The sequence below is a fragment of the Aequorivita vitellina genome, from assembly GCF_022008365.1.
Lineage (GTDB): Bacteria > Bacteroidota > Bacteroidia > Flavobacteriales > Flavobacteriaceae > Aequorivita > Aequorivita vitellina.
Map to the genome: position 1 here is coordinate 20109 of NZ_JAIRBA010000030.1, position 26063 is coordinate 46171.

Here is a 26063-nt window from a genome sequence, read left to right on the forward strand (position 1 = left end):
ATGGAGAAGATAAGTCCTTATAAACCAAAATATAAAGTGCGAATTGTAACTGCAGCATCACTATTTGACGGTCACGATGCCGCCATTAACATTATGCGTAGAATTATTCAATCTACAGGAGTTGAGGTTATTCATTTAGGTCATGATAGAAGTGTGGAAGAGGTTGTTAATACGGCTATTCAAGAAGATGCTAATGCAATTGCTATGACTTCGTATCAAGGGGGTCATAACGAGTACTTTAAATATATGTATGATTTGCTGCAGGAAAAAGGGGCTGGCCATATAAAAATTTTTGGCGGCGGTGGCGGCGTTATTCTTCCGTCAGAAATAAAGGATTTAATGGAGTATGGCATAACCCGCATTTACGCGCCAGACGATGGACGCGAATTGGGACTGCAAGGAATGATCAACGATTTGGTGGAGTTGTCTGATTTTCCAATAGGCGATAAATTAAATGGTGAAGTTGATAAATTACCGAATAAAGAAATAGGTGCAATAGCACGAATAATATCTTCGGCCGAAAATTTCCCCGAAGTTGCAAAAGACGCCCTCGATAAAATTCATATTAAAAATAAAAATATTACAACGCCTGTTTTGGGAATCACCGGAACAGGCGGCGCAGGAAAATCTTCGCTTGTAGATGAATTGGTGCGAAGATTTTTAGTCGATTTTCCCGAAAAAACCATTGGAATTGTCTCGGTAGATCCTTCCAAAAGAAAAACAGGTGGAGCTTTGCTTGGCGACCGTATTAGAATGAACGCTATTAATTCGCCACGCGTTTATATGCGCAGTTTGGCAACTCGGCAAAGCAACCTGGCACTGTCTAAATATGTGGCTGAAGCTATCCAAGTTTTAAAAGCTGCCGAATATGATTTGATTATTCTTGAAACCTCAGGGATTGGGCAAAGCGATACCGAAATCATTGAACACAGCGATGTGTCACTGTATGTAATGACTCCCGAATTTGGTGCCGCCACCCAGCTCGAAAAAATAGACATGCTCGATTTCGCCGATTTGGTGGCAATCAATAAATTCGACAAACGCGGCTCGTTGGATGCGCTTCGCGATGTAAAAAAACAATACGTTCGCAATCATCAATTGTGGGACACACCGCATGATGAACTTCCGGTTTATGGCACTATTGCCTCGCAATTTAACGACCCGGGAATGAATAAGCTCTACAAAGCAATTATGAAAGAAATTGCTGAAAATACCAATTCAAAGTTGCACAGCGATTTTCATATTTCTGAAGAAATGCAAGAAAAGGTCTTTGTTATTCCACCGGCTCGCACGCGGTATTTATCTGAAATTGCCGAAAACAATAGAGCGTACGATAAAAAAGCTTCAGAACAAACCGAAGTAGCGCAAAAACTCTTCGGAATTTTTAAAACAATTGAAACTGTTTCGGGAAAACAACCCACGCTTGATAAGGCCGGAATTGATTCGGAATCTATCAATACTTCAGAAAATAATAGCGATTTATTAAAATTATTACTCGCTGAGTTTGATCGCGAAAAATTAAATTTAGATCCGTATAACTGGGAAGTTATTACAGGCTGGGATGAAAAGGTAAATAAGTATAAAAATCCAGTTTATAGTTTTAAAGTTCGCGGAAAGGAAATAAATATAAAAACACATAGCGAATCCCTATCGCACACCCAAATTCCAAAAGTTATTTTGCCTAAATACCAAGCTTGGGGCGATATTTTAAAATGGGTGCTACAAGAAAATGTACCGGGAGAATTTCCTTTCACCGCGGGACTTTATCCTTTTAAAAGAACGGGAGAAGACCCTGCAAGAATGTTTGCTGGCGAAGGTGGCCCAGAACGTACCAATCGCCGTTTTCACTATGTGAGCATGGGCTTGCCAGCCAAAAGGCTTTCCACAGCTTTTGACAGTGTTACCCTCTACGGAAACGATCCAGATTTACGACCCGATATTTACGGGAAAATTGGAAATGCCGGCGTTTCAATTTGTTGTCTGGACGATGCCAAAAAACTCTATTCGGGCTTTGATTTAAGTCACCCTAAGACCTCGGTAAGTATGACTATTAATGGACCTGCACCAATGTTGTTAGGCTTTTTTATGAATGCGGCAATCGATCAGAATTGTGAAAAATACATTATTGAAAACCAGTTGGAGGCAGAAGTAGAAAAGAAAATAGCCGCCATGTATAAGAAAAAAGGAATTGAACGCCCTAAATACCACGGCGAACTTCCTGAAAGCAATAACGGTCTAGGGCTTATGCTCCTTGGAGTGACGGGCGATCAAGTACTGGATTTAGACGTGTATAATAAAATTAAATACGAAACCTTACAGCAAGTGCGCGGAACCGTTCAAGCCGATATTTTAAAGGAAGATCAAGCACAGAACACGTGTATATTTTCCACGGAATTTGCGCTGCGTTTAATGGGCGATGTGCAGGAATATTTTATTGAGAAAAAAGTGCGAAATTTCTATTCGGTTTCCATTAGTGGTTACCATATTGCAGAAGCTGGCGCCAACCCTATTACACAACTTGCGTTTACCCTCGCCAATGGTTTTACTTATGTGGAATATTACTTAAGCCGCGGCATGGATATAAACGAATTTGGACCAAACCTTTCGTTTTTCTTCAGTAATGGAATTGATCCCGAATACGCAGTAATTGGTCGTGTAGCCAGAAAAATTTGGTCGAAAGCACTAAAGGAGAAATACGGTGCAAACCCACGCGCGCAAATGCTCAAATATCACATTCAAACTTCAGGTCGTTCGCTACATGCGCAGGAAATTGATTTTAATGACATTCGCACTACGCTACAAGCCTTGTACGCTATTTATGACAATTGTAACTCCTTGCACACCAACGCTTATGACGAGGCGATTACTACCCCTACCGAAGAAAGTGTACGCCGCGCAATGGCTATTCAGCTAATTATAAATAAGGAATTGGGACTAGCTAAAAATGAAAACCCAATCCAAGGTTCATTTATTATTGAAGAACTAACAGATCTGGTTGAAGAAGCTGTTTTAAAAGAATTTGATAGCATAACCGAACGTGGAGGCGTTTTGGGCGCAATGGAAACTATGTATCAACGCAGTAAAATTCAAGAAGAAAGTTTGTATTATGAAACCTTGAAACACAATGGAGATTTCCCAATAATTGGCGTTAATACATTTTTGAGTAGCAAAGGCTCACCAACGGTTCTTCCAGCCGAAGTGATTCGTGCAACCGAAGAAGAAAAGCAGGTGCAAATAGAAACGTTAAAAAATCTTCATAAAATGTATGAAGATAGCTCGGAAGATGCACTTGAAAAAGTAAAGTCGGCTGCCATCCACAATGAAAATATGTTTGAACAATTAATGTACGCTACTAAAGTTTGTTCCTTAGGTCAAATAACCGAAGGCTTATTTGAAGTAGGAGGGCAATATAGACGAAATATGTAAAGACGTTTGTAAATTTAAACAATACTTGCATTTGTGATAATTCTCACGATTGTGAAAAATTAGATAATTATCACAAATGTAAGTTTCACTTAAAAACTTAAAATTTTTCGCGAAACAGAATAGTTTCAATAATTGTTGAAGTAGTTTGTTTGCGCTGTGAAGTGCCGAAATTCTTCATTGTGCTTTATCGTGAGCAGCAGAAAGAAAAATAGAAATTAAACAGGTGTAATTTAGAGCGTTAATCTCCAGGTATGTTGCAGTTTTCTGAACTTCTTTAATTCTTTCCGAAGTAATGGTAGAAAATCTTTTCCGTTGCTATTCACTCTTTCCAAACGTTCGCAATTTTTATAGAGTAAATTTGATAACCGCAATACAGAAGCTGCATATTTGTGTTTTTCTTCGGAAAAAGGCTGGCTTTCAGCTTTTAGAATTTGCGGCCCCAATGATACAGATTGCTGCACAATATCGCCCGTAAAATAAATATTTGGATCTTCGGTGCCGGTTTTGTGCAGGGGTGCTAAATCATGACTAATATATGAAGATATATTTCTTGCTAATGTAAATATATCTAATGCTTTGGCATAAATAGCCGAATGTGAATTTTTACCAAACGAAGGATTAGACATTGTATTTTTCTTTTTTAAAGCGTATCAAATTTAAGCACTACAACGCACATTTTGCAATCGACATTAAAGTTAATATGTATATTTGCTTTAATTATTAATAATTATTTGTAATAAACTTTAATATGAGTATTGATCTTCTAAATTGGAAAATATTAAATTGTCTTCAAAATAATGCACGCCAACCCAATACGGAAATTGGCAGACAAATAGGGATGAGTTCGCCAGCTGTTTCGGAACGTATTCGGAAGATGGAAGATTCGGGTGTGATTACTGGCTATTATACGGTTGTTTCGCCATTTGAGGCTGGATATCAATTTAAAGCCATTATTACCCTTAGAGCGTTTATGGGAAAACTGAAACCTTTTTTAGACGTGGTTAAAACCTACGACGAAGTTTTAAATTGCTACCGCATCACTGGAAACGAAAATATTGTGATGGAAGTAGTACTTAAAAATCAAAAACATTTGGAAGCGTTTATAGACCAGTTAATAATTTACGGCGAAACAAAAACGCAGATCGTTCTATCGCACGTGGTTAAAAATAACGATTTAAAAATGCTTAAATAAGGGGTGTTAAGTTGATACTAATTAAATTCTTTTTAAGAATAAAATATTTTGTTTCAGATTATTTTAGTTGAAATTTTAAATGAAAAAATAAATTTCGATGAAAAATTACACCTTCCATTTTCTAATTGTTACTATAGCTACCGCACTTTTGGGTTTCACAGGATTGGAATTTCCGGGCGATAAAATTGTTAGGCTTCTTTGTCTTTTCGCTGGAATTGGATTGATGATTTCATGTTTAGATGCAATAATAGTTTCGCGTAAAAAGCGCAATGTAAAAAAAACACCCAAATTATAAATCGATATTACACTTTACCAGCCTCCGATTTTTTCAGCTGAAAATAAAGCCAAATAGTCAATAAAGCTATAAAAAGCAGGAAGATTGAAAAAACAGTCCAAGTGCTAAAATATCCAAAGCTATTCACCAAATTCATTCCTCCATTATGGCCTATTAAATGCGCAAAACTGAAACTCATGCTATACAGCCCCATGTAGCTACCTTTTCTTCCTTTGGGGGCCATTTCAAGAGCGAGGGCGTTTGAAAAGGGGAAACCTATCATTTCGCCCAACGTCATTAGCAGCATGGCTACTACCAATATTCCGCTCCAGCTCGTGAGGTTTAATACCAAAAAGCTTAAACCTAAAAAGAAAATCCCCCAAAAAGTTGCCATTGTTTTAGATATTTGCTTCCGGTCTAACCACGCTATCAGTGGCATTTCAAATATTACAATTGTCGCTCCGTTAATAAATAACAACCAGCCTATAACATCTTCAGAGAGAAAATGAACTTGTTCATAATAGATGGGCATTACCGAAAAATACTGAACAAATGCCAAGCTATTCGCTACCATTATTACGAAGAATAAAATAAAAAGTTTGTTTAAATAAGGTGGTATTCCTTCTTTAACCGTTATGCTTTTTACTTCATTTTTATTCTTTTGTTTTTTGGGTTGTAAAAGTAGAAATACACCAAAAGCAGCTAGCATACAAGTAAGTCCGTCAATCCAAAATAAGGAAGTGTAATTAATGTGTGCTATAATTAAACCACCCACCAAAGGCCCGATGGAAAAACCTAAATTTATAGCCAATCGAATAAGCGTAATAGATCTGGTAATGTTTCCCGGTTTGCTGTAAGTGTCTGCCGCAACAAATATTGCAGGTCGTCCGGCATCGGCCATTAGTGTTAAGATAAATATACCAATGCAAAAACCATAAAAAGTATTTAGAAACTGTAATAGTATAAACCCAACACCGCCCAAAAAAAGGCTTGAAATAATTACTTTGTAAAAACCGATAGTATCGGTTAATCTGCCACCAATATACGTTCCTGCTAGAGATCCAAGCCCGAAGCAAGACATAATCCAACCTACTTGCGGCAACGTAAAACCTTCAACGTTTACAAGGTATAACGACAAAAAAGGAATTACCATCGCCCCAGCACGATTTATAAAAGTAACCAAAGACAAAAGCCAGATTTCTCGCGAGAGTCCGCGAAAATTTGCCATATAATTGCTATAAATCTTTATCATACTAGGTTCTATAAAAAGGAAACGTCCCGGTTAAAGCCGAGACGTTTTTATATTGAATAATTTTATCGTTATTGAGTTCAATACATACATCGCCGGCATTTCTTTCTTGAAATAACCTGATAGGTGCGAATGGTGTATGTGTTGCGAATCATTTTATATAAATTAAAAACCAAATGTAGTGAAAAAAATTATTTCTGAATAAAAAGAAACACTAATTGTCTTTTTTATATTTTTACTAAAAACTACAAATGAGCCCATTACAATTATTTTGCTGCTTCTTTATTATAAGTGTTTCAATTTCTGCACAAAACGAAGGTTTAATTGCTGAAAGTAAAGCCGAACAAATAAAACTGAATGAAGAATTCAGCAATCCAGAAACTACAATTTTAGAACCTGAAGATTTCAAAAAATTTAAAGGTTTGGAATTTTACCCTATAGAAGAAAAATTTATTGTCACGGCCAAGTTTGTACGAACGCCAAACGAGAAACCATTTTTGATGCCAACCACTACCTCGCGAACCCCCGAATACGTAAAATACGGAGAAGCACATTTCACACTAGATGGAAAAGATTTCGTTTTGAACCTTTTCAAAAGTGTTGAACCTTACGATGAGCCGGGTTACGAAGACTATCTTTTCCTGCCTTTTACAGATTTAACGAGTGGTGACGGTTCCTACGGTGGGGGAAGATTTTTAGACATGCGAATTCCCGAAGGCGATTCAATAATTATAGATTTTAACAAAGCGTATAATCCGTATTGTGCTTATAGCCTACGATATTCGTGCCCAATTCCTCCAAAGGAAAACGATCTTTTAATTAGAATTGAAGCGGGTGTAAAAGATTTTGGGAAGCATTAAAAAAACTTCGCCAGCCACATTCCCAGAAACACCATTGTAAAACCAACTGCGAAACTAGCCAAAGTATAAAGCGCAAAAGACATAAAATCGCCCGCTCTTAAAAATAAATGGTTTTCATAAGCAAATGTAGAAAAAGTAGTAAATCCGCCGCAGAAGCCTGTGGCCAAAAACAACACTGTATTTTGCGAAAGCATATCGTTTTTTAAAGCGAGCCCCAAGATTATTCCAATTAGTAAACTCCCAATAATATTAGCTGCTAATGTGCCGAAGGGGACGCCCGTTTCGTAATCGTTTAAATGTTTTGCGAGCAAATACCGCAAAGTGCTTCCCAAGCCGCCACCTATAAAAACCAATGCTAACTGTTTCATTTACAATCCTATTTCTGCGGGTTGGGGCGTGGTAATAATTGGAATGTAAATTTCTGTTAACCAATTGGCCGGATTCGGAACTTCATCGGGATCGGTAATATACACTTCAAACATTTTACGGCTAGTATCTATTTCGTGATTATTTTCAGCAATGTATTGTCTTCCTTTTAAATAGGCCTCTGAGAGATGTTTGTAGTTTCCTTTCAACGAAATTTTTATGGCAGTTACAGGTTCCATATAACCACAAACCACGGGGCTACCTTCGGGTGTAATTACTTGTTCTTTTACAGGGATGGCTGCCGAAAAAATGACGGTGTTGTTTGCGTTGTCTATTTCGTTATAAATAGCGAATGGTTTCCCAGCCGTATTTAGATTGTGCTTTTTCACAAAACCAAATACTTCATTCATTAACGGCGCCATTTTTAAATCTACTTCATCTTGTTTGGCCACCGTAGTTGTGTACATATAATAACCACCGCCGTATTGAGTAACCCCATCTACATTAATGGTGAATTGCTTCATATCGTCTAAAACTTCGTTTTCAATCTCCTCCAGCCCAGATTGGTTCATTTGGTGCATGGCTGTTTCAAAGTCAAAACCGCTTAATGCATAATATGCTTTGTCAATTAATGTGTGCTCGCCTTTCATTCCCCAGGTTACTTTTGTGCCGCCTTCCATTTCTTCAAAAGTCCAATAAACTTTATTGTTGCGTTCGCCAGCGGGAGTTTTCAACATTAAATCTTGATGAATTTCTTTATTCGGAATTACCTTGGTTGTAGTCATTGATCCGCTCATCTCGCCTTCCCACGAATAGGAAGCGCCCTCGCCCGAAGTTTTTTCGGCATAAGTAAAAGAAATTGAAGGATCTTCTTTTTTCCACGGGCCCCAATTTTCCCAACTTTTATAATCGTTCACTTTATTAAAAATAACTTCTGGAGGCGCAGCAATTACTTCGGAATCTTGGATGTCAAAACTTCCATCCTGTGTTCCAAAATAGATAGCGCTGCCAATAATTATTATAAGAAGTAGAAAAAATAAGTATTTTAAAATTTTCATTTAGTTGGGTGTTGATTGGTGTTGCTAAGATAGTGAAAATTCGCGGACGCTTTTTAAAATGAATAGGCCTCATTTTCAAGTTTTCAACTTTGTAAAATTGCGATAAATATTTTAGTACATTTGCGAGAACCTAAAAATTTTATAATATGAAGAAGACCTTTTTTATTGCAATGGCAATAAGCGGTTTATTGTTTTTTTCTTGTAAAGACAACAAAGCGGACAACGTTGTAGCCCAAACTGAAACAGTGGAAGCTACAGAATTTGATTACAACGTAGAATCGTTTGCCGATGTAAAAATACTGCGGTATCAAATTCCGGGCTGGGAGAAACTCACCCTTAAAGAACAAAAACTTGTGTACTACCTCACCAAGGCTGGATTGGAAGGTAGAGATATAATGTGGGATCAAAATTACCGCCACAACCTAACAATTAGAAAAGCTTTAGAGAATGTTTACACCAATTTTGAAGGCGACAAAAGCACCGAAGATTGGAAAAACTTTGAAACATATTTAAAACGCGTGTGGTTTAGCAACGGTATTCATCATCATTATTCCAATGCTAAATTGATGCCTGAATTTTCTTCAGAATATTTAAAACAACTTTTAACCGATACCAATACAAAATTGGAAGGTGAAGCTTTTGATGTGATTTTTAACGATAAAGATGCAAAAAAGGTAAACCAAGCAAAAGGAGTAGATAATGTTGCGGAGAGTGCCGTTAACTTTTACGGACCAAACGTTACAAATAAAGACGTTGAAACTTTTTATGGAATGAAGAAATCTCCAAATCCAAATAAGCCGTTGTCATTCGGTTTAAATTCAAAATTGGTGAAAGAGGGTGGAGAGCTTAAGGAATTGGTCTATAAATCGGGAGGACTTTACGGTCCGGCAATAGACAAAATTATTGGTTGGTTGAAAAAAGCACAGGAAGTTGCTGAAAACCAAGCGCAGGGGGATGCTATTGGTTTGCTGATTGAATATTACAAAACTGGCGACCTGCAAACTTGGGATGATTATAACGTAGCTTGGACTGCTGCCACCGAAGGAAATGTAGATTATATAAACAGTTTTATTGAAGTTTATAACGATCCATTGGGCTACAAAGGTTCTTATGAAACTATCGTGCAGCTGAAAGATTTTGATATGTCTGAAAAGATGGCAGTACTATCTGAAAATGCACAGTGGTTTGAAGATAATTCGCCATTGATGGAGGAGCACAAAAAGAAAAACGTTGTAGGTGTTACCTATAAAGTAGTGAACGTTGCAGGTGAAGCGGGCGATGCGTCGCCAAGTACGCCAATTGGTGTAAACCTTCCAAATGCAAACTGGATTCGTGCAGCCGTAGGTAGTAAATCTGTTTCCTTAGGAAATATTATTGAAGCCTATAACAACGCAGGAAGTTCGGGAAGATTGAAAGAATTTGTAAACGACGATGAAGAGCTTGAACTTGAAGAAAAATACGGACAGTTAGCCGATAAACTTCACACAGCCCTTCACGAAGTAATTGGGCACGCTAGCGGGCAATTAAATCCCGGCGTTGGTGAGACCAAAGAAACACTTAAAAATTACGCTTCAACTTTAGAAGAGGGACGTGCAGATTTGGTAGGCCTTTACTATTTGTACAATCCAAAATTGCAAGAATTGGGGTTAGTAGACGATTGGAAAAAAGTTGGAATGGCAGCGTACGATGGTTACATCCGCAACGGATTGATGACGCAATTAATTCGATTAAACTTAGGCGATGATGTAGAAGAAGCACACATGCGCAACCGCCAATGGGTTTCTGCTTGGGTTTATGAAAAAGGCAAAGCAGACAATGTAATAGAAAAAGTTACCCGCGATGGTAAAACCTATTTCAACATTAATGATTACGATAAACTTCACGACTTGTTTGGCGAATTGTTACGCGAAACACAGCGTATTAAAAGTGAAGGCGACTACGCTGCAGTTGAACACTTGGTTGAAACCTACGGGGTAAAAGTAGATCAAAATATACACAGCGAAGTTTTGGAGCGCAACAAGCAATTTACTTCGGCACCGTACAGTGGATTTGTAAACCCATTACTTGTCCCAAAAATGGACGACAACGGCGAAATTGAAAGCTTTACGATTGAGCAACCTAAGTCATTTAAAGAACAAATGCTTTATTATTCTGAAAACTATAGTAATTTGCCTGCGGTAAATTAAAAACCAAACTACATTAAATGTAAAAAGCCTTCAAAAAAATATAATTTTTTGAAGGCTTTTTTAATAAAATAGCTTTGGTTAGTTTACTATTTTTTGCTCAAGGCTGTTTAAAGAATTGTTGTAGCTAATTCTAAAGGTTCATTACTTTAAACGCGCTTGAAACTCTCCGATTACGTCTGAGTAACTTCTTAAAACGCGATCCCATTCTTTATAAAGTTCGTCGCTTTTTACACTTGTAAGTGGTAATCCAGAAGCTTCGCTCACCAGTTTTATTTTAAAAACCAACGGATCTGTGGAAGTTTCTTTAATAATAATACGCGTACGAATGGTGTTTTGCATAAATGTTTTTAAGGACCAAGCGGTACGTAGATAACCAGTGTCTTTATCGGTCATTTCAATTACGTCAATGTATGATAATACAATTTGGTTCATCAATTTCCAGGCTTGATCTTTATCCATGGTATTCACGACCATTTCAATATCTACATTGGCAATATCTGTTTGTATTGAAGCGTCGTATGCGTCGTCGCGCTTCATTTCAATAAAATACGTTTTTGGCGGTTTTGTCATTCCTTTTTTATTGCAAAACTCGATTCGTTCTGTCAAAAAGCCTATTTTTTTGGCAATCACGGTTACACAATCGTCTTTGGGAACGGTAATTACGGTGCTTCCTTTTCCAATAAGCTTTCCGTTTAAAAAAATTTCAGCATCGCTTTCGGAAGAGCCAACTTCTACTTTTTTCTTTCCAGCTGCCGAAATATCAGATGTTTCGGGGCATGGAGCCGATCCAATCATTACGGAGCTGAAGGTAATTGCAATTAAGAGTATTAGATTTTTCATAATTTCTGTATTAATTAATTAGTATGCTAAATATAAATTTTGAAGTTGCTATATTAAATACCTAATAGAGGGTATTTTTATAAGAAGCCAAAACCAAACCCAATATTAAAAATTACGGTTCCAGATGAACTCATGCCTGGAATAGCAGGAATGTCTTCTTCTGCTGTTGCAGCAGAATTGTTGCTGTTTACAACAACAGTTTCGGGTATTTTTCCAAAGCCGTAACCCAGTTCGGCTCTAAAGTAAAACACCCTTCCAAGTTTGGCACCTACTTTAAAATTTACGGTGCTAAAATCAATCTTTGCAGTTCCGGGACCAAAGGAGCCATCATCATAATCTACATCTTCAAAGGTTCCCGTGCTTTTAAACGATAAATAGGTAAGAGACGCGTAAAGCCCTTTTCCTGTTTCTTTTAAATAAACGTTGGCGCCAAATTCAAAATTATTATACTTAACACTTACATCGTCAACAGTTTTAGACAGGCTTATAAAGTCTAAAGTAGCAGCAACGCGCTCATCTAATAATGGGGTTACGTATTCTGCATTTAAAGTTATTAAACTGGGAATACCTAATTTTGTTCCAATCCGTAGCGGTTTAATGCTTTCAGATCTTTCTGTGGTTTGGGTTACGGTAACTTCTTGCGCGAATCCGGTTATGCAAAATAGAAGAAGGGTAATACTAAGTAAACTTTTCATAATGGTTGATTTAGTTGTTTTCAAAACTATGAGAAAGAGAAGCAAAAAAAAATACCCATTTAAGAGTATATTTTAAATTGTTATTGGGAATGACACGTATAAATACTATTGAAAAATAGATGATTAAAACCGAAGAAACCTGTTAAAAAAGACGCTTTCAAACTAATACTTAAAAATCGTACTTCTGCTCCAACGCGTAGCGCAATAATTCGTTTTTGCCTGAAAGCCCTAATTTATGCATCATGTTTTTTCGATGTTTCTCTACGGTGGAAACTGCTGTAAAACGCAGATTCGCAATCTGACTGCTAGATTTTCCTTGTCCGATATAACGTAAAATTTCCCGCTCGCTTTTTGAGAGAAGTGGTTTTTTTGAAGTGGTTTCGGCAGCTTCATCCAGAAAAGATAAATCGATGCCACTATCAAAAAAAGTGTTGCCTTCTGCTACTGATTTTATTGCGTTTAGCACTTCTTCTAAAGGGGAGTTTTTAAGTAAATATCCGGACGCACCAGCGGCTATCATTTGCGAAACGGCATCTCGTTGGTTAAACATGGTAAAAGCAATGATTTTAGTTTCGGGAAATTCTTTTTTAATAAGTTTGGTAGCGGCGATGCCATCAATTTTTGGCATTTTTATATCGGTAAGAACTACTTGTGGCTGTTTTTTTTGCACTATTTCTAGCAGTGCTTCCCCGTCGTTTGCCATTCCTACAACTGAAATGTCGTCTTCATATTTCAACAATAAATTAATGCCGTCCACTAAGCTTTGGTGGTCTTCGGCTATGGCTACAGTTATCATATTGGTATATCTATTAAAATGGTGGTTCCTCTTCCTTTGGTTGAATCTACTTCCATACTGCCTTCTATGTGCTCTACGCGGCGCTCAATATTGGAGAGACCCATTCCTTCTTTTTCGTGAATTAATTTGGGGTTAAACCCCTGTCCATTATCTTCAACAATTATACTTAGTAAATCTGTATGTTGCGTTATTGAAATGCTCGCCTCTGAAGCTTTTGAATGTTTAATAATATTGGTGACAAGCTCTTGAATTATTCTAAATACCGCTATTTCCATTGAATTTTCCAGTCGTTCGTCCAATCCAAAGTCTTGCACTTCTATTGTTAACGCAGTAGTGGCTGAAGCATTTTTAGCCAACTTTTCTACAGCCGGAAGCAAACCGTTTTTTGCTATTACGCCACTGTTTTTAAGGTGTGCCATGGCACGGATTTCGGTATAAGCTTCGTCTAAGAGCATACTTGTTTTTTCGAATAACTCGTCTTCGTTTTGTAACTTTCCTTTGTTGTTTTTTAAATGGCCAAACTGCAGCTTTACCGCTGCCAAGGTTGCGCCTACACTGTCGTGAAGGTCACTCGCCATGCGTTCGCGTTCTTTTTCTTGCCCGGCTATCATGGCGTCTATGGTAGTGAGTTCCTGCTCTTTTAATATTTTTTCGGTTTTTTGAATTTCTATTTCGCGTTGTTGCTCGGCAATGTACTGTTTGCGCTTTGTATTTTTGAAAACCAAATACGAAATAAGGCTAAGTACAACTACTAATGCCGAAGCTCCAATCCATAGATTTCGTTGTTGTATTTCTTTTTGTTTCAGGTTTGATTTTAGCGTATCGTTGTCGTAATTTTCAATAATATTGGCAATGCTTTCTTGGTGTTCCTTTTCTTTTAGACTATCGGCAAGTTTAATTACGTTTTTCAGGTTGTAGAAACCTTCTTCAAAGTAGCCTAAACCTGCGTTCACTTCTGCTAAATTTTCATCAATCATCAGTTCGTTAAAAACCTTGTTTTTTGTGGTGTTATAGCTAGCTGCTTTGATGAGGTTTAACCGTGCCTTTTCATAATCTTTTTTAGAAGCGTATGCTCTGCCCAAATTGTTATAAACGTTAAGGTAATTTTCGGGACTTCCAAAACTTGGATTGGTTTCAATCAATTTTAATTTTTGATTGTAGTAGTAAATGGCAGAGTCTGAATTTTCAATATTCGTTTCATACAACGCACCAATATTGCCATAAGTGGCTAATAGTAATATACTATCGCGCGAGCTAAAATTATATGCCAATACTTTTTTATAGCTTTTAAGAGCGGCGTCATTGTTTTCTCTAAATAGGTAATAATTGCCTTGCAGGTAATTGTATATTATATTAAAACTTTGATTGTTATATTTTACAGCCGCGTTCTTTAGTTTTTCCAGATAATCAAGTCTGTAGTGGTTATCTTCTTTGTAATCCCAAGATTGTGAAAGGCCGCTCAAACTGTTTAAAATGGTCAAGGTATCTTTGTTTTTTTTCGCATCTAAATACGCTTTTTGATGATATGCGAATGCCAGGGAATCATTGTCTAAAATACGATTGTAATACGCTTTAAAATATAATAATTTGGGTGTTAAATTGGCAGGTAATTTTTTTTGAATTTTAATCTTTTCGAAATAGTGCGCCATAGAGTCTGCGTTTCGCTTCTTGCTGAAATAAACCAACTGAAAATAGTTTTTTAAAACTGGGTCGTTTGTGTTTTCAATTTTGGTTTTAATTAACTCGTCGGGCGTGGTTTGGTTAAAATAATAATACGTAGAATCCTGCTGCGACCAACTGGCAGAATAAATAAAAAGCGCAAGAATTAAAATTACCGTGTTATACATACGCCAGAAGGTGTACAACCATTATCTAAAATGGGGTGGCCCGAAATTTCGGTGCCTTTCTTTTTTACGCCCAGTTTACCGGGATTTTTGCCACTAGCGCAAACTTGATTACTGCTGTTAATATCCAGATAAATAAATAGGCTGGCACCGGGAGATTTTTTAAGCCCGCTCAGTCTAATTTTAAAGATGTCGTAATCCTGATTTAATTGTGCCCCATTTGCTTCAAAATAAATTTCGTTGTCACTTTGTTTTTTAATGGTTAAGTAATGATTTTTCGGTATGGGCATATATAAAATAGCCGTTCCATTTTCTGTATTATAACACGATTTATCGGTTAATACAGCACAGTTGGACGTGCAAATATCATAATCGGAATTTACGGCGGTAACTTCGGTAATTGCGAATTCTACGACTCTATCTTTTTTACAACTTGTAACTGTTAAAAGAAGAAGGATCAAAAAACTTAGGTTAATTGTTTTATTACTCATATTGAAACTTGTTTTTGAATTGGTTTTTTTTATACTTCAAAGATTCGCTAAATTTTCGGGAATAGTAATCCCTGTTACTGGGGATATTCGTAATAAAATACAAGATGATAAAGCACTAATTTAAATAGAAGTATTAAAATAGACAACTATTTGCTTGATATTCAAAAACAATACAAGCTGTAAGCAATACGAACCGATTCCAATTAAAAGAGGTCGAATAAATTATTTTAATCGACCTCTTTTTTTCAAACAAAAATAGAAACACTTATAAGGTTAGTTGCATTCGGTAACAGGAATCCTCTGTAACAGTTACAGTTCCGTCCCAAGTATATCCTTGGCAACTTGCCGAGTAGTTGTATGTACCTGGCGTTAGATCGTTAAAATTCCCGCCAATGCCGTCAGCGGTACAATCTGGAGTACCGGCATAATAATATCCCGTAATATCACTGGAGCCTACGCCACTTAAATTTACGGTTATTGGGCCACAGCCAAAGTCATCATTAATCCAAAATTTCACATCGCCTTTGTTGCTTCCGCCACCAGAGCCGCCTCCGCCTCCAGTGCCACCGCCACTGCCTGCGTCACTACAATCAACACCGTAGCCATTAACAATTACGTCAACGGAACCGTTAGCGTCTAAATTTGCTTCTAAAACAAATTCAACCCCATTTATTGCAACGGTACAGGTATTTGGGGGTATATCGCCCAAATTATGCGCATAAAGCGTAATGTAATTAAAGCCGTTATACCCAAAATCGTAATCTACGCTTATTGGGCTATTTGGACCGTTAAGCGTTTGCTCGTCTATTATTACATTGCCATTTGCCACGATAGAAACAATATCGCCATCCACCGTTCCGTGGTCCCAAACGGAGATGGTAGTAATTCTGCTAGTAATTTCAATACAACCCAAATAATTGTTAGGTCGCCCAAAGTTGCTGGAAGGAATAATAGAGGTTTCATTTACTTCTATTGTTTCTTCTTCAGGGTCAGGTTCTTCGTCTTTTTCACAACTTATTAAAAAGAAGAAGGAAAAGGCCAGTAAGAAAGGCAATAAGTACGTTAGTTTTTTCATAATTTAATTTGGTTTTAAGTTACTTTTCAATTTTATTGTAATGTTGATTTTCAGTTAAGAAAAACCCCCGGTGCATTGTTGACTCTTTTACAATATCACTCCATCCCCACAGAATAATAGTTGCTCAAGATTGTTGTATTTATACAATGCACACTTAGGTTTTTTCTTCAGAAGAAATAAATTGCCAATTCAAACCGGGTTGTTTATTTCATCTGTAATTTTTGTTGTTAATGTGTGCTCTATCAGCGCGATAAGACAAATGTAGAAAACGGAAGCGTCATGAAAAATACCTATTAAGAGGTATTTTCTACCGAATATTTTTGAAAAGTTTTGGTAAAGAATTATAATAAAATGCTTGTTAACTACTATAATTACTGGACTAATGTGCGAAACTTAATTTTTAAAATACGTTTTTACCAAAATTAATACAGTAACAAAAACAAGGAAGCCTACCAGGACCCAAAAACTTCCTCTATAATATTTTTTGTGAAGTTTTTTGTCGCCGCGGTAACTAAAAATCATTACAATTACGAAGACAATAAAAAAGAATGCAGCGAAAACCAATTGGCCAGTACTAAACATAAATTTGTAATTTTACCAGTGCCAAAAATACAACACTAATTTAAAAATCACCCTGCTATCTGGGCATAATTATGAAGAATAAAATAAACGCGGTTTCTGAATTTCACAAAGCATTTGGTCTTGGAATGAAAGATTCGCCAACCGCCAACCTTGGAATTAAAAAGAACCTTTTGCGCTACGAACTTATGCGCGAAGAAAACGAAGAATACCTTGAAGCCGCAAACCAAAACGATCTAGTGGAAGTCGCAGATGCCTTGGGCGATATGCTTTATATTTTATGCGGCACAATCATAGAACACGGAATGCAACATAAAATTGAAGAAGTTTTTAACGAAATACAACGCAGCAATATGAGCAAACTGGGTGCCGATGGCAAACCAATCTATCGCGAAGACGGAAAGGTTTTAAAGGGACCTGATTATTTTAAACCTAATATTGAGCAAATTCTTGAGAAGTAATAATTAAAAAAGTCTGAATCGTTGCGCTTCAGACTTTTTTTAAATAAAATTTTTGGTACGTAATTACGCTACTTCAAAGCGCCATCCAAACGGATCTTCAGATCGGTTGTATTGAATGTCCATCAATTCTTTTTTAAATCGGGAGGCAAAACCATCTTGCTGTTTTTCAAGTTCGTAAACAGTTCCTTTATAGCTGAAAGCGCTCACAGGGCTTATAACGGCTGCGGTTCCTGCACCAAATATTTCTTTTAAACTACCGTTTTTTGCGGCTTCTACAATTTCAGCAACTAAAACGGGTCTTACCTCAATGGTAAGATTGTCTCTTTCGGCAAGGGCTAGAACACTTTTTCGGGTTACGCCATCTAAAATTCTATCGCTTACGGGTGCGGTAATTAAGGTGTCATTAACTCTAAAAAACACGTTCATTGTGCCAGCTTCTTCCAATAGCTTATGTTCATTGGCATCTGTCCAGATTACTTGTTGAAATCCTTTTTCGCGCGCCAAATTAGTTGGGAAAAACTGGGCGCCGTAGTTTCCGGCAGCCTTTGCCGCACCTACACCGCCATTTGCCGAACGGCTGTAATGTTCTGCTATTTCTACTCGCACATCGCCTGTGTAATATGCTTGTGCGGGCGACATTAAAATCATAAACTTATATTCGGTTGAAGGAGATGCCGAAACACCAACTTGTGTTGCAATTACAAACGGACGGATATAAAGCGAATTGCCAAGCCCGGTCTGAATCCATTCTTTGTCCATTTTAACTAGCGTGGTTAAAGCTTCAAAGAAAATATCTTTCGGAAATTCAGGGATGGCCATTCGCACCGAAGATTTGTTAATTCTATTAAAATTTTCTACGGGTCTAAACAACCAGACTCTTTTCTCGTCATCTTTAAAAGCCTTCATTCCCTCAAAAACTGCTTGCCCGTAATGAAAAACTTTCGCAGCAGGCGAAATTGTTAACGGGCCATAAGGTTTTATAGTTGCATTTTGCCAAATACCATCTTTATAATCGCACTCAAACATGTGGTCGGTGAACGTATTTCCGAATGTGAGATTGTTAAAATCTACTTCACCAACTCGTGAAGTAGCAACTTTTTGAATGTCTAGTTTTTGCGTGGACGATGAATTCATGAAAAGAAATGTTTATTTGGTAAAAATAGGTAAAATTTAAACCATATAAAATTCAAAAAATCATTAAAATTGCAAAGCATTACCATTCAATAATTTATTAAAATACTTCAAAATGAAAAAAATACTAATTGTGTTTTCACTTATAGCAATTTTAATGAGCTGTAAAAACGAAAAAACAGAGGATAAACCAGCAGTTGAAACCGAAGAAATAGCGATGAACTATCAAACCTTTGGCGATAAGATTACCGATGAAGATGTGTTGGATAAAGCTGCTATCATTAAACGATACAACGATTTACAAATTGGTGACACCATCAACGTAAAATTTGCTACGCAAGTAAAGGAAGTCTGCCAAAAGAAAGGCTGCTGGATGAAAGTAGATATGGGCGAAGACGAAGCTATGGTTCGTTTTAAAGACTACGGTTTCTTTATGCCGAAAGATATTTCTGGCAAAGAAATTATTGCAGAAGGAAAGGCTTATGTTGAAGAAATGAGCGTTGAAGACCAACGTCATTACGCCGAAGATGGTGGTGCCACCGCTGAAGAAATTGCGGCAATTACCGAAATAAAGCGCACTTTGGCCTTTGAAGCCCATGGCGTGCTTATTCCCGAAACGGCAAAGCAGTAATTTGAAACGAAGTTTATTTAAAACCGGCGACGGATCTTACACACTGCATATACCGGAATGGGATGAACAATACCACTCTAAACACGGTGCAATAGCCGAAGCCCTTCACGTTTTTATAAAAGAAGGGCTTTATCATTGGTTTTCTAAAAATAAAAGTGAAACTATTTCAATTCTCGAAATTGGTTTCGGAACGGGGCTCAACGCTTTTCTTACTTTTTTGGAAACCGAAACTAATTCTTTTAATGTAGCTTATACTGGAGTTGAAGCGTATCCACTACAAATAGATGAAATAAGCAAACTCAATTATTTCTCGCTTTTAAATACTTCCGAAGAAAATTTTCTGAAATTACACGTTTCTCCGTGGGAAGTAAAAACGAAACTTTCCGAAAAATTTCAACTTACAAAACAACAACGGCTCTTTTCAGAAATAGATGCCGAAAATACTTTCAATATAATTTATTTTGATGCCTTCGGAATTCGAGTGCAGCCCGAACTTTGGACTGAAACCATTTTTAAAATAATGTACAAATCGTTAAAACCAGACGGAGTTTTGGTTACTTACGCGGCAAACGGCAACGCCAGACGCGCTATGCAAGCCGCCGGATTTATTGTAGAGCGACTTACAGGACCACCCGGAAAAAAAGAAATGTTGCGCGGCACAAAAGTTAAAGGGTAAATGCTGTGGTTCTTTTGGAAGAAAAAAATTAAAATACATGTAATGCATTTTGTGTTGGGCATTTCATAATCTTCCGTTAATGGGCATTGCTATTTGCAATTGAATCGATAAATTTAGTTTTATGATTAAAAAGGTTTTAATAACTGGAGCCACTGGGCTTATAGGTTCTGAACTGGTAGCACAATGCCATCTTGAAGGAATTGTTGTTAACTACCTGACTACAAGTAAGGAAAAAATTGAAAACACTGAAAACTACAAGGGTTTTTACTGGAATCCTTCAGAGGGAGAAATAGATGAAAAAGCTTTTAATGGCGTGGAAGCTATAATTAATTTAGTAGGAGCTACTATTTCTGAAAGATGGACCGAAAAATATAAACAGGTAATATTGAACAGCCGAATTGAAAGTATGAAGCTGATCTATGAAACTCTGAAAAAAATAGACCATAACGTTGTTCATTTTATTTCGGCGAGTGGTATAGGTATATATCCAGATTCAAAAACCAAATTATACACTGAGGAAGACGATGCAATAGGCGATAATTTTTTGGCAAAAGTTGTCGTTGCCTGGGAAGCTGCAGCCGTAAAGTTTAAAGACTTAGGCATGGAGGTGAGTAAGGTGCGCACAGGCATGGTTTTAGCACGTAATGATGGTGCCTTACCACAATTGGTTAAACCAATAAAATATGGTGTTGGGGCACCATTGGGAAGCGGGGAACAATGGCAATCTTGGATACATATAGAAGATATTGCAGGTATTTATTTGTTTTTATTGAAAAATCAATTGGAAGGAAAATACAATGCTGTCGCACCAAATCCTGTACAAAATAAAAGAATGACCAAAATGATTGCTGCAAAATTAAATAACCCGCTGTGGTTGCCAAATATCCCGGCTTTTGTTTTAAAACTGGTTTTAGGCGAAATGGCTGTTTTGGTATTAGAAGGGCAGTTGGTAAGCTCACACAAAATAGAAGAACTTGGGTATCACTTTAAATATTACAATTTAGAAAATGCCTTACAGGATTTGCTGTAAAACAAAAAAAGAGAGCGGCAAGTTGCCGCTCTCTTTTTTAGAATTTATATTCTAAAAATTATGCCTTTGTAGCAACTAACAACACATTTAATTTAATGGCATCATTAATAAACTTATCGCCCAAACTCGGGAAAACAGATTTTGAGCCGTAATTAACGTCCCATTTAGTTCTGTCTATTTCAAAAGTTTCGCTTTTAAGTGTCATTTTATCGCCGTCTATACTTACCGTTGCAGGAAATTCAATTGCGTTGGTTTTGTCTTTAATTGTCAAGTTTCCTTTAACAATATTGTTTTCAATTCCAGTCATTTCAAATTTTGCAGTTGCATATTCCGTTGCGTTAAAGAAATCGCCTTCTTTACCTTCTGCGGTTCCTTTAAGGTGGGCTTCTAAACTTGCTTTGTCATCACCAGTTAAATCTTGAACGTTAATACTGTTCATATCAATCGTAAAATTACCAGCTTCAACTTTGCCATCGTTTAAGTGAATAGTCCCTGAAGATAGACTTATAGTACCGTGGTGCTTGCCGGTTGGTTTTTCACCTTCCCAGTTAATTTGTGAAGCAGCAGCATCTACTGAATATTCAGTAGCCATCTCTGTTGCTTGAGCAGCTTCTTCTACTGCAGTATCAGCTTCATTTGCTGTGTTTTTACAAGAAATTACACCCAAAGATATAAACGCTATTAAGGTAATTTTCAAAAATGTTGATTTCATAGTTATTGATTTTAGTTTAAGCGTGCAAAAATAGAGATATTAATCAAGATTAATCTTAAAGAACTATTAAATAAACCCTGTGACATTTTGACATTTTTAAACAATTGGCAGTACTTTTGCTCCCTTCAGAAAAAAATGAAAGAACGCTACTATGAGCAAAAACGATAATTTGAATGAAACCGAACGCCAAGCGGAAGTAGGTTTTGACGATAAAGAGATAAACGAGCAGCAAATTGCCGAAGAAAATGTAACAGATGCGCTTTCGGAATTGCAAGATGAATTTCAGCGCGAAAAAGATCGCTACTTGCGATTATTTGCTGAATTTGAAAATTATAAAAAGCGCACGGCCCGCGAACGTATAGAAATGTTTAAAACTGCGGGAGAAGACGTTATAAATTCATTGCTACCAGTTTTGGACGACTTTGAACGCGCATTAAAAGAAATTGAAAAAAGTAAAGACGATAATTTGTATAAAGGGGTTCAACTTATCAATACCAAATTGCGTGAAACCTTAAAGTCTAAAGGGTTGAATTTAATGGATGTAAAACAAGGTGATGTTTTTGATTCAGAATCTCACGAAGCCGTTACACAAATTCCAGCCCCCGATAAAAAGTTAAAAGGTAAAATTATTGATGTGGTAGAAAAAGGGTACACCTTAGGCGATAAAATAATTCGTTATCCAAAAGTGGTTATAGGACAATAGTATGAAGGAAGATTATTACGAAATTTTAGAAATCTCGAAATCCGCAACTGCAGCGGAAATTAAGAAAGCATACCGAAAAAAAGCAATTCAGTATCACCCCGATAAAAACCCGGGCGATCATGAGGCCGAAGCAATGTTTAAAAAATCTGCTGAAGCTTATGAAGTATTAAGCGATCCGAATAAACGCTCGCGTTACGATCAGTTTGGACATCGCGCCTTTGAAGGTGGCGGTGGTTTCGGCGGAGGTGGCATGAATATGGAGGATATATTCAGCCAATTTGGAGATATTTTTGGCGGTGGTTTTGGCGGTGGCTTTGGTGGTTTTGGTGGCGGTGGTCGCAGAACTATGAAAGGAAGCAATTTGCGTATTCGCGTACAACTTACCCTGGAAGAAATTGCAAATGGCGTAGAGAAAAAGATTAAAGTAAAGCGTAAAAAACTTGCAAAAGGCACCACTTACAAAACTTGTGCTACCTGTAATGGACAGGGACAAGTAACACGTATTCAAAATACAATTTTGGGTCGTATGCAAACCTCGGCCACTTGTAGCACTTGCGGTGGCTCTGGGCAAATTGTAGATTCAAAACCTGCAAATGCAGATGTCGATGGTATGTTAGTGACTGAAGAAACAGTATCGATCAAAATTCCTGCGGGAGTGGTAGATGGGATGCAACTTAAGGTTTCAGGAAAAGGTAACGATGCCCCCGGCAATGGGATTGCGGGCGATCTTTTGGTTGCAATTGAAGAAAAACCACACGACTCTTTACAACGCGAAGGCGATAATCTTCACTACGATTTGTACATTAGTTTTTCTGAAGCGGCTTTGGGTACTTCCAAAGAAATAGAAACCGTTACAGGAAAAGTGCGTATTAAAATAGACAATGGTGCCCAAAGCGGAAAAATTCTTAGACTTCGCAATAAAGGAATTCCAAGTATAAACGGTTATGGCACAGGAGATTTATTAGTTCATGTAAATGTTTGGACACCAAAATCGCTGTCAAAAGAACAAAAAGAGTTTTTTGAAAAAATGAGCGATAATGAGCATTTTCAGCCCAATCCAGAAAAAGAAGACAAGTCATTTTTCGAGAAAGTGAAAGATATGTTCTCTTAAACAAACGTTAAATAAATATTTTTACATATATTTGAAATATCGCTTCGCCTTAGAAGTGATAATTTTTCTTTTTCATAGCAATTTTTTTTCCCACCCAAAATTCAAATTTTGGGTGGGTTTTGTTTTTTATGGGCTCCCAGTACCAGCTAGTTATACCATTATCTACTTATTGTTAAACAGCAAATTAGGATGAATAGATTAACAAAAACACAATCCCGTTTCTGCAGTTTGTATTGGCTACTTTTTTATTGAAAATTTACAATGTTACTTTTTCTTCTTTTTTAGGGGTGTTGGTTTGTCTAAAAAAAATCATAAATCTTAGGACATAAAAGGCAGAGGTACTTTCAATTCAATATATTTACATACTTCAAATAATATTTATGGAAAAACTTTTAGTGGTCAACAATGTTTCCAAAATCTATGGAGATTACAAAGCGCTCAACAACGTATCAATCGAAGTTGAAAAAGGGAGCATCTTTGGTCTGCTGGGTCCTAACGGAGCAGGAAAGACTACCCTTATACGCATTATCAATCAAATAACAATGCCCGATGCTGGCTCTGTAATTTTAGACGGCGAGCCGCTACAGCCACACCACATAAAAAATATTGGTTACCTGCCAGAAGAACGCGGTTTGTACAAATCTATGAAAGTGGGAGAGCAAGCACTGTATTTGGCGCAGCTAAAAGGACTTTCAAAGCAAGAAGCGAAAGAAAGATTGAAATATTGGTTCGATCGTTTAGACATAGGCGATTGGTGGGACAAAAAAATTCAGGAACTTTCCAAAGGTATGGCACAGAAAATTCAGTTTGTGGTTACGGTACTTCACAATCCAAAGCTGTTAATTTTTGACGAGCCATTTAGCGGTTTCGACCCCATAAATGCCAACCTTATTAAAGATGAAATTTTAAAACTTCGCGATGATGGTGCCACGGTAATTTTCTCTACCCATCGTATGGAATCTGTAGAAGAAATGTGCGATCATATTGCGCTAATTCACAAATCGAATAAAATCCTCGATGGTAGGTTAGTCAATATTAAGCGGCAATACAAAAACAACACCTTCGAAATTGGATTAATTACGCCAGACCACGTGGCAGTATCGGCTTCATTAAAAGAAAAATTCGAGATTTTTCCCGCAACTTTCAAAAGCATTAATGACGAGTTGCAATTCAAAGTAAAAATACCCGATTCGGTAGCGCCAAACGATTTTGTTAGCTATTTAACATCGCTTGGGCAGTTAACACATTTTGTTGAAGTGGTGCCTACTGCTAGCGATATTTTCATTGAAACCATTCAAAAAAACTAATCGACAATGAATCATCTTCCACTTATAATTAAAAGGGAATACCTTACTAAAGTCCGCAATAAATCGTTTATTGTAATGACGTTTTTAAGTCCGCTAATCTTCGTGGGTATTTTTGCTTTGGTAGCTTATTTATCGAACATTAATAACGATACGGTGCGTAAAATTTCGGTGTTGGACGAAAGTGGCATATTTGTAAATGAATTTAACAGTACGCCACATATGCAGTATAATATGCTTAGTGGAATTCAAGTACAGGATGCGAAAAAAATAGCTGAAAATGGCGAAATATACGGCTTGCTATATATTCCTAAAACTGAAAGTCTCGATGAACTTTCAAAAAAAATCACATTTTATTCTGAAGATTCTCCGTCACTGTCATTGATGAATGACATTAATAACTTACTTGAAGACAGAGTAAATACCTTAAAATTAAAAGAAGCCGGCATTGATTCTGAAACCATCAGAAACCTTCATATAAACATCAGCGCCAATCAAGAAACATTTCAAGGAAAGGAAACTTCAAAATTAGGCTCCGGGTTAAAGTTAATTTTTGGGGGTGCTGCCGGATATCTGCTTTTTATGTTTATCATTATTTACGGAAATATGATTATGCGAAGTGTTATTGAAGAAAAAACCAGCCGCGTAATTGAAGTTATTATTTCTTCAGTAAAACCGCGAACGTTACTCTTGGGGAAAATTTTTGGAACCACCCTCGCCGGAATTACCCAATTTATAGTTTGGGTAGTGTTAATAATGGTGCTAATGACTGTTGTAACCTCACTCTTCGGGATTGATGCCTCAGCTGGTTCGCCCTCGCAACAAGTTTTGGAGAACAGTGTAAATGGCGGAACCCAGCAAATTATGCAAGACGTTATGCTTGAAATAAACAACTTGCCTGTTACCAATCTTATAATAATGTTTATCCTCTTTTTTATTGGCGGTTATTTGTTATATGCTTCGTTGTACGCATCTGTGGGTGCTGCGGTAGATAGCGAAACCGATACCCAACAATTTATGATGCCTATTTTAATGCCATTAATTTTGGCAGTTTACGTTGGCTTTTTTACCGTAATAGATAATCCGCACGGAGCGGTCTCTCAGGTTTTCTCGTACATACCTTTTACTTCGCCTGTTGTTATGCTCATGCGTATTCCGTTTGGTGTGCCACTTTGGCAACAGCTTATTTCGGTGTTTATTTTATTCGCAACCTTTATTGCTATGGTTTGGTTTGCGGCCAAAATTTATCGCGTAGGAATATTAATGTACGGAAAGAAACCCACCTACAAAGAAATTTTTAAGTGGCTTAAGTATTAAAAAAATGCGCCGAATGTTGCTATGTATTCGGTGAAATTTTTGTTGACCAAAAAAAA

General features: G+C 37.0%; 25 protein-coding genes. 13 read left to right on the forward strand and 12 right to left on the reverse strand.

Annotation, left to right across the window (positions count from 1 at the left end; translation table 11 throughout):
• Nucleotides 1-3426 (forward strand): methylmalonyl-CoA mutase family protein, encoded by a 3426-nt coding sequence (locus K8089_RS13330; RefSeq protein WP_237603791.1) that lies wholly within the window; start codon nucleotides 1-3, stop codon nucleotides 3424-3426.
• Nucleotides 3427-3656: 230 nt separating this feature from the next.
• Here K8089_RS13330 and K8089_RS13335 read toward each other — a convergent pair whose 3' ends face one another.
• Complete coding sequence (locus K8089_RS13335) at nucleotides 3657-4052, reverse strand: hypothetical protein (RefSeq protein ID WP_237603792.1); 396 nt, start codon at nucleotides 4050-4052, stop codon at nucleotides 3657-3659.
• Between the two features lie 122 nt (nucleotides 4053-4174).
• Between K8089_RS13335 and K8089_RS13340 the strand changes: the two genes are divergently transcribed.
• The gene (locus K8089_RS13340) at nucleotides 4175-4618 is read left to right on the forward strand and encodes an Lrp/AsnC family transcriptional regulator (protein WP_237603793.1); all 444 of its coding nucleotides are present in this window, start codon (nucleotides 4175-4177) and stop codon (nucleotides 4616-4618) included.
• 97 nt (nucleotides 4619-4715) lie between these two features.
• Nucleotides 4716-4913: a DUF1328 domain-containing protein gene (locus K8089_RS13345; RefSeq protein ID WP_237603794.1), complete on the forward strand. Its 198-nt coding sequence runs from the start codon at nucleotides 4716-4718 to the stop codon at nucleotides 4911-4913.
• 7 nt (nucleotides 4914-4920) lie between these two features.
• Here K8089_RS13345 and K8089_RS13350 read toward each other — a convergent pair whose 3' ends face one another.
• A complete protein-coding gene (locus K8089_RS13350; protein ID WP_237603795.1) occupies nucleotides 4921-6144 on the reverse strand; it encodes an MDR family MFS transporter in 1224 nt (407 codons plus the stop codon).
• 248 nt (nucleotides 6145-6392) lie between these two features.
• On the opposite strand from K8089_RS13350, the gene K8089_RS13355 reads away from it, so the two are divergent.
• Nucleotides 6393-7001 carry a DUF1684 domain-containing protein gene (locus K8089_RS13355; protein WP_237603796.1) on the forward strand — a complete coding sequence of 203 codons (609 nt, stop codon included), beginning with the start codon at nucleotides 6393-6395 and terminating at the stop codon, nucleotides 6999-7001.
• Here K8089_RS13355 and crcB read toward each other — a convergent pair.
• Nucleotides 6998-7369, reverse strand: a complete 372-nt coding sequence (gene crcB, locus K8089_RS13360; RefSeq protein ID WP_237603797.1) for a fluoride efflux transporter CrcB — start codon at nucleotides 7367-7369, stop codon at nucleotides 6998-7000. The genes K8089_RS13355 and crcB overlap by 4 nt on opposite strands.
• Nucleotides 7370-8425: an SRPBCC family protein gene (locus tag K8089_RS13365; protein ID WP_237603798.1), complete on the reverse strand. Its 1056-nt coding sequence runs from the start codon at nucleotides 8423-8425 to the stop codon at nucleotides 7370-7372.
• A 146-nt stretch (nucleotides 8426-8571) separates the two neighbouring features.
• Between K8089_RS13365 and K8089_RS13370 the strand changes: the two genes are divergently transcribed.
• A complete protein-coding gene (locus K8089_RS13370) occupies nucleotides 8572-10611 on the forward strand; it encodes a dipeptidyl peptidase 3 (protein WP_237603799.1) in 2040 nt (679 codons plus the stop codon).
• Nucleotides 10612-10752: 141 nt separating this feature from the next.
• Here the strand turns inward: K8089_RS13370 and K8089_RS13375 are convergent, their stop codons facing one another.
• The 6 genes from K8089_RS13375 to K8089_RS13400 form a co-directional block, all read right to left on the reverse strand.
• Nucleotides 10753-11451, reverse strand: a complete 699-nt coding sequence (locus K8089_RS13375; protein WP_237603800.1) for a hypothetical protein — start codon at nucleotides 11449-11451, stop codon at nucleotides 10753-10755.
• Between the two features lie 77 nt (nucleotides 11452-11528).
• Nucleotides 11529-12146 (reverse strand): hypothetical protein, encoded by a 618-nt coding sequence (locus tag K8089_RS13380; protein ID WP_237603801.1) that lies wholly within the window; start codon nucleotides 12144-12146, stop codon nucleotides 11529-11531.
• A gap of 169 nt (nucleotides 12147-12315) precedes the next feature.
• On the reverse strand, nucleotides 12316-12942 hold the full coding sequence (locus tag K8089_RS13385) for a response regulator transcription factor (RefSeq protein WP_237603802.1): 627 nt from the start codon (nucleotides 12940-12942) through the stop codon (nucleotides 12316-12318).
• Complete coding sequence (locus K8089_RS13390) at nucleotides 12939-14789, reverse strand: ATP-binding protein (RefSeq protein ID WP_237603803.1); 1851 nt, start codon at nucleotides 14787-14789, stop codon at nucleotides 12939-12941. The genes K8089_RS13385 and K8089_RS13390 overlap by 4 nt, the downstream gene beginning before the upstream one ends.
• On the reverse strand, nucleotides 14774-15277 hold the full coding sequence (locus K8089_RS13395; RefSeq protein ID WP_237603804.1) for a hypothetical protein: 504 nt from the start codon (nucleotides 15275-15277) through the stop codon (nucleotides 14774-14776). Before K8089_RS13395 ends, K8089_RS13390 begins: the two co-directional genes overlap by 16 nt.
• Before the next feature lie 265 nt (nucleotides 15278-15542).
• Nucleotides 15543-16352: a hypothetical protein gene (locus tag K8089_RS13400; RefSeq protein ID WP_237603805.1), complete on the reverse strand. Its 810-nt coding sequence runs from the start codon at nucleotides 16350-16352 to the stop codon at nucleotides 15543-15545.
• A 653-nt stretch (nucleotides 16353-17005) separates the two neighbouring features.
• On the opposite strand from K8089_RS13400, the gene K8089_RS13410 reads away from it, so the two are divergent.
• On the forward strand, nucleotides 17006-17392 hold the full coding sequence (locus K8089_RS13410; RefSeq protein WP_237603807.1) for a nucleoside triphosphate pyrophosphohydrolase family protein: 387 nt from the start codon (nucleotides 17006-17008) through the stop codon (nucleotides 17390-17392).
• Nucleotides 17393-17455: 63 nt separating this feature from the next.
• Here the strand turns inward: K8089_RS13410 and K8089_RS13415 are convergent, their stop codons facing one another.
• On the reverse strand, nucleotides 17456-18526 hold the full coding sequence (locus K8089_RS13415; RefSeq protein ID WP_237603808.1) for a branched-chain amino acid aminotransferase: 1071 nt from the start codon (nucleotides 18524-18526) through the stop codon (nucleotides 17456-17458).
• Between the two features lie 112 nt (nucleotides 18527-18638).
• Between K8089_RS13415 and K8089_RS13420 the strand changes: the two genes are divergently transcribed.
• From K8089_RS13420 to K8089_RS13430, 3 genes are all read left to right on the forward strand, one after another.
• Entirely contained in the window at nucleotides 18639-19154 is a 516-nt protein-coding gene (locus K8089_RS13420) for a DUF4920 domain-containing protein (protein ID WP_237603809.1), read from the forward strand.
• Nucleotide 19155: 1 nt separating this feature from the next.
• Nucleotides 19156-19830, forward strand: a complete 675-nt coding sequence (mnmD, locus tag K8089_RS13425; RefSeq protein WP_237603810.1) for a tRNA (5-methylaminomethyl-2-thiouridine)(34)-methyltransferase MnmD — start codon at nucleotides 19156-19158, stop codon at nucleotides 19828-19830.
• A 121-nt stretch (nucleotides 19831-19951) separates the two neighbouring features.
• The gene (locus K8089_RS13430; protein ID WP_237603811.1) at nucleotides 19952-20860 is read left to right on the forward strand and encodes a TIGR01777 family oxidoreductase; all 909 of its coding nucleotides are present in this window, start codon (nucleotides 19952-19954) and stop codon (nucleotides 20858-20860) included.
• A gap of 58 nt (nucleotides 20861-20918) precedes the next feature.
• On the opposite strand, the gene K8089_RS13435 is transcribed toward K8089_RS13430, so the two are convergent.
• Nucleotides 20919-21572, reverse strand: coding sequence for a YceI family protein (locus K8089_RS13435; RefSeq protein WP_237603812.1), 654 nt, complete (start codon nucleotides 21570-21572; stop codon nucleotides 20919-20921).
• Between the two features lie 151 nt (nucleotides 21573-21723).
• Here K8089_RS13435 and K8089_RS13440 point away from each other — a divergent pair, with 151 nt between their 5' ends.
• From K8089_RS13440 to K8089_RS13455, 4 genes are all read left to right on the forward strand, one after another.
• Nucleotides 21724-22275, forward strand: a complete 552-nt coding sequence (locus K8089_RS13440; protein ID WP_237603813.1) for a nucleotide exchange factor GrpE — start codon at nucleotides 21724-21726, stop codon at nucleotides 22273-22275.
• A 1-nt stretch (nucleotide 22276) separates the two neighbouring features.
• Nucleotides 22277-23386, forward strand: coding sequence for a molecular chaperone DnaJ (gene dnaJ, locus K8089_RS13445; RefSeq protein ID WP_237603814.1), 1110 nt, complete (start codon nucleotides 22277-22279; stop codon nucleotides 23384-23386).
• Nucleotides 23387-23766: 380 nt separating this feature from the next.
• Nucleotides 23767-24693: an ABC transporter ATP-binding protein gene (locus tag K8089_RS13450; RefSeq protein ID WP_237603815.1), complete on the forward strand. Its 927-nt coding sequence runs from the start codon at nucleotides 23767-23769 to the stop codon at nucleotides 24691-24693.
• A gap of 6 nt (nucleotides 24694-24699) precedes the next feature.
• Nucleotides 24700-26007, forward strand: a complete 1308-nt coding sequence (locus K8089_RS13455) for an ABC transporter permease (protein WP_237603816.1) — start codon at nucleotides 24700-24702, stop codon at nucleotides 26005-26007.
• Nucleotides 26008-26063 lie beyond the last annotated feature (56 nt).